The organism is Mycetocola sp. (genome assembly GCF_046716805.1).
Classification (GTDB): Bacteria; Actinomycetota; Actinomycetes; order Actinomycetales; family Microbacteriaceae; genus Mycetocola_A.
Genome location: NZ_JBKJWH010000027.1, coordinates 1 through 3727 on the forward strand (window position 1 = coordinate 1; position 3727 = coordinate 3727).

Below are 3727 nucleotides of genomic sequence, written 5' to 3' on the forward strand. Positions count from 1 at the left end.
GTCCGTCGCGCGGGCGAGCAAGGCATACAGCTGCGCCCGCAGGGCAGCGACGGAACGGGCAGGCATCGGCGGTTCGCCCGGCGCCGAGCCGCGGGAAGCCGCGAGCAGACGATCGTCGAGATTCGCGGCATCCGTGTGCTCCTCGAGGGCGCGCACCCAGTTCAGAGCGCACAAAATCGTGTCGATGACGGCCTGCGGGCCCTGCGCGATCCCGATGAAGAAGGCCGAATCCTCTGGACCGTGCGATGCCGCCTCGTACTCGGCTGAGAAGCAGTGTGCCAGGCCGCTCCGTTCCTCCGGCGAGAACGCGGGCCAGTTCTGCCGGCCGGGCAGGTTGGTGCCGAGTTGCCACAGGGACGGGTTGGCGAGGGTCAGTGTCAGCAGCTGGAGGTCGGTGCTGCCGCGGAACCGCAGGTACGCCCGGCGTGCGCTGACGAGGTCGTAGTCGGCCACCGCGGCGTCCGAGAGCACCGCGAGTGACTCGGCCCGGCCATCAACTTCGGCGAGATGCAGCCGGAACCGCTCCACCTCGTTCTCTTCCGCCTCTCCCGATTCGCCGCGCTCGCCCTGCCCGGCGAGTATTTTCTCGAGCAGGCGGGATCGCCGGTCCGCCAATCGGTCGAGTACCCGGCGGGGCCCGGCGGCTGCAGGGCGTTCAGCGCTGATGCCGTACGACGTCGGCCGCACCGATCCGGGCGCCTGGATGACAGGATTCGGATCCAGATAGAGCAGCGCCCTCGTTGCGTTCACCGTTGACGCCATCCCCCGGATCGCGCGGAAGGCGCGGTCGATCGGGATGTTGTCAAACACGCCGCCGTCGACGACACGGAACGGATGCGACCAATCCTCTCGGTGTGCATGGAACGCGAACGTCATGTCGATGCTCTCGGCATCGCCGGCGCGGATGCCCGGGGTTGTGACGCGCGAGAAGATCAATGCCGGTTCGAACGCTCCCGGGAACGCCGACGTGGCTCTCGCCGCGTAGGCGAGCCGCGCGAGGCTCGCCTCCGCTGACGCGTCGAGACGGGCAGGAATGTCCCTGCCGTGTTCGTTCGCGGCGCCGTCGTCGGTGCCCACGAAGTGAAAATGTCCCTTGCCCTCCCTGGTGCCCCGCTCGTTCGCGTCCTCGCTGTCGACGATCGTCGCCGACAGGTCGACCGTGATCCCTCCGGCACGGTGCGCCTCATGCATCCTGTGCCGCGACGGGTCATGGAAATCGCGGAGCGCGCTTCGCAGCTCCACCCACAGGTATCCATCGCCCCGCAGCACGGAATCGAGCCTGCTGAAACCCGGTGGATGCATCAGGCGCCAGGCGCTGCCCACATCCCGCCATGTGTCGAGGAGCGAGTCCACGCTCGCCCCGGCTCTCTGGGCGACCGCGTACATCACCGCGTTGAGCCCGCCCCCGCTCGCGCCGGCCATCACATCGAACTCGATGGCGTCGAACCCACGAGAGTCCAGCATCCTGGCGTACTCCACGGCCCGCCTCAGCCAGGAACCGTCGGTCCCGCCGGGTTCGGGCGACGGCGGAATGAACACGGCGACGGTGGTTCCGTCGACCCGGCGGAGGATCCGGATGCGACGCCACAGGTCGATTTCGGCGAGAGCCCCGCCGGTCCAGACGGCGAGGCTCACCCCGCCCCGCATCGCAAGCGCGGCGCGGAGGATCCGGTGATGGCGCGGGGTGAGCGCCCGGTGCTCCTCCGCGGTCAGGAACCGCGGCACCTCATCGACGCCGGGATCCAGGGGCAGAACGAGCAGTCCCGGGCCGTCATCCGTGCTCGACATCATCCCCCTCACGGCACGTGTGCAGCGGCGCCTCGTGCGTCGACTGCCACCGTACCGCCGCCGCCGAGACCGGCGGAAGAGGCGCTCGCCGCCGGCGGCCGAACCGGGAGGCTGCCGTCAGGCATCCGTTTACCGGATGGACACGCGCACCGGGGTCTTCCCAGCTGCGGAAAACCGCTCCTCTGCTAGGCTTAACCTGGTCCGATAGAGATATCGGGCACACATTCACGGAGCAGGCCGGCAGGAAGCTGGTCCTCGGTGGTGAATTTCTCTCGCGTCGGGACCCCGACGAACCCCCTTGCGGTACACCGGCATCCACGGCGGCGCCGAGAGCGATTTTTCACTGGAGATCAGCCAGACCCTCGAAGGTCTGAGTAATTACTGCCTGTTCCTGCTCCTAGGCAGAGCGTGCGCCCATACGGGGCGGCGCTAAACGTAAGGAGTGACCTGTGGAAGGTCCAGAAATCAAGTTCGCCGAGGCAATCCTCGACAACGGCAAGTTCGGCAAGCGCACGGTCCGGTTCGAAGCCGGCCGCCTCGCACAGCAGGCACAGGGTGCCATTGCTGCTTACCTCGATGAAGAAACCATGCTGCTCAGCGCGACGAGCGCAGGCAAGCACCCGAAGGACAACTTCGACTTCTTCCCGCTCACGGTTGACGTGGAAGAGCGCAGCTACGCTGCAGGCAAGATCCCCGGTTCGTTCTTCCGCCGCGAAGGCCGTCCGTCGACCGAGGCCATCCTCGTCTGCCGCCTGATCGACCGGCCGCTGCGCCCGTCGTTCGTCACCGGCCTGCGCAACGAGGTCCAGATCGTCATCACCGTCCTGAGCATCGCTCCCGACGAGTTCTACGACGCTCTGGCCATCAACGCGGCATCCATGTCGACGCAGATCTCGGGACTTCCGTTCTCGGGACCGATCGCCGGCATCCGTCTCGCCCTCATCAACGGCCAGTGGGTCGCCTTCCCGAAGGCCTCACAGCTCGCTGACGCCGTTTTCGACCTCACGGTCGCCGGCCGACTCGTCACCGACGAGAACGGTAACGAAGACATCGCCATCATGATGGTCGAAGCCGAAGCAACCGAAGGCGCCTGGAACCTGATCCAGGGCGGCGCCATCAAGCCGAACGAAGACGTCGTCGCCGAGGGCCTCGACGCTGCGAAGCCGTTCCTCCTCCAGCTGGTCAAGGCTCAGTCCGAGCTCGCTGCCCAGTCGGCCAAGGAAGTTCGCGACTACCCGGTGTTCCTGCCCTACAACGACGAAACTCTCGCCGCCGTCTCGGCTCTCGCCCGCGAAGAACTCGTCTCGATCTACCAGATCGCTGACAAGATCGCGCGCCAGGATGCTGACGACGAGCTCAAGGACCGCGTCAAGGCTGCCATCGCAGCCAAGGTCGAAGCAGGCGAGCTGTCCGCTGACTCCAACAACCAGGTGTCTGCCGCGTACAAGTCCGTCACCAAGGACGTCGTCCGCACCCGCATCCTCACCGAGGGCGTCCGCATGGACGGCCGTGGTCTTGCAGACATCCGTCCGCTCGACGCCGAGGTGCAGGTCATCCCGCGCGTCCACGGTTCCGCCATCTTCCAGCGCGGAGAGACTCAGATCCTGGGTGTCACCACGCTGAACATGCTCAAGATGGAGCAGCAGATCGACTCGCTGAGCCCGATCACGAAGAAGCGCTACCTGCACCACTACAACTTCCCGCCGTACTCCACCGGTGAAACCGGTCGCGTCGGTTCGCCGAAGCGTCGCGAGATCGGGCACGGCTTCCTCGCCGAGCGCGCCCTCGTTCCGGTTCTGCCGAGCCGCGAGGAGTTCCCGTACGCCATCCGCCAGGTCTCCGAGGCTCTCGGTTCCAACGGTTCGACGTCGATGGGTTCCGTCTGCGCCTCGACCCTGTCGCTTCTCAACGCCGGAGTGCCCCTGCGCGCCCCGGTCGC

Annotated in this window: 2 protein-coding genes; one reads left to right on the forward strand and one right to left on the reverse strand. The window is 66.9% G+C overall.

Annotated features, from left to right (window positions below; all coding sequences use genetic code 11):
- On the reverse strand, window positions 1-1791 hold a 1791-nt coding region (locus ACLQ62_RS02090), incomplete at its 3' end, for a patatin-like phospholipase family protein (protein ID WP_411720003.1).
- A gap of 446 nt (window positions 1792-2237) precedes the next feature.
- On the opposite strand from ACLQ62_RS02090, the gene ACLQ62_RS02095 reads away from it, so the two are divergent.
- On the forward strand, window positions 2238-3727 hold a 1490-nt coding region (locus tag ACLQ62_RS02095), incomplete at its 3' end, for a polyribonucleotide nucleotidyltransferase (protein ID WP_411720004.1).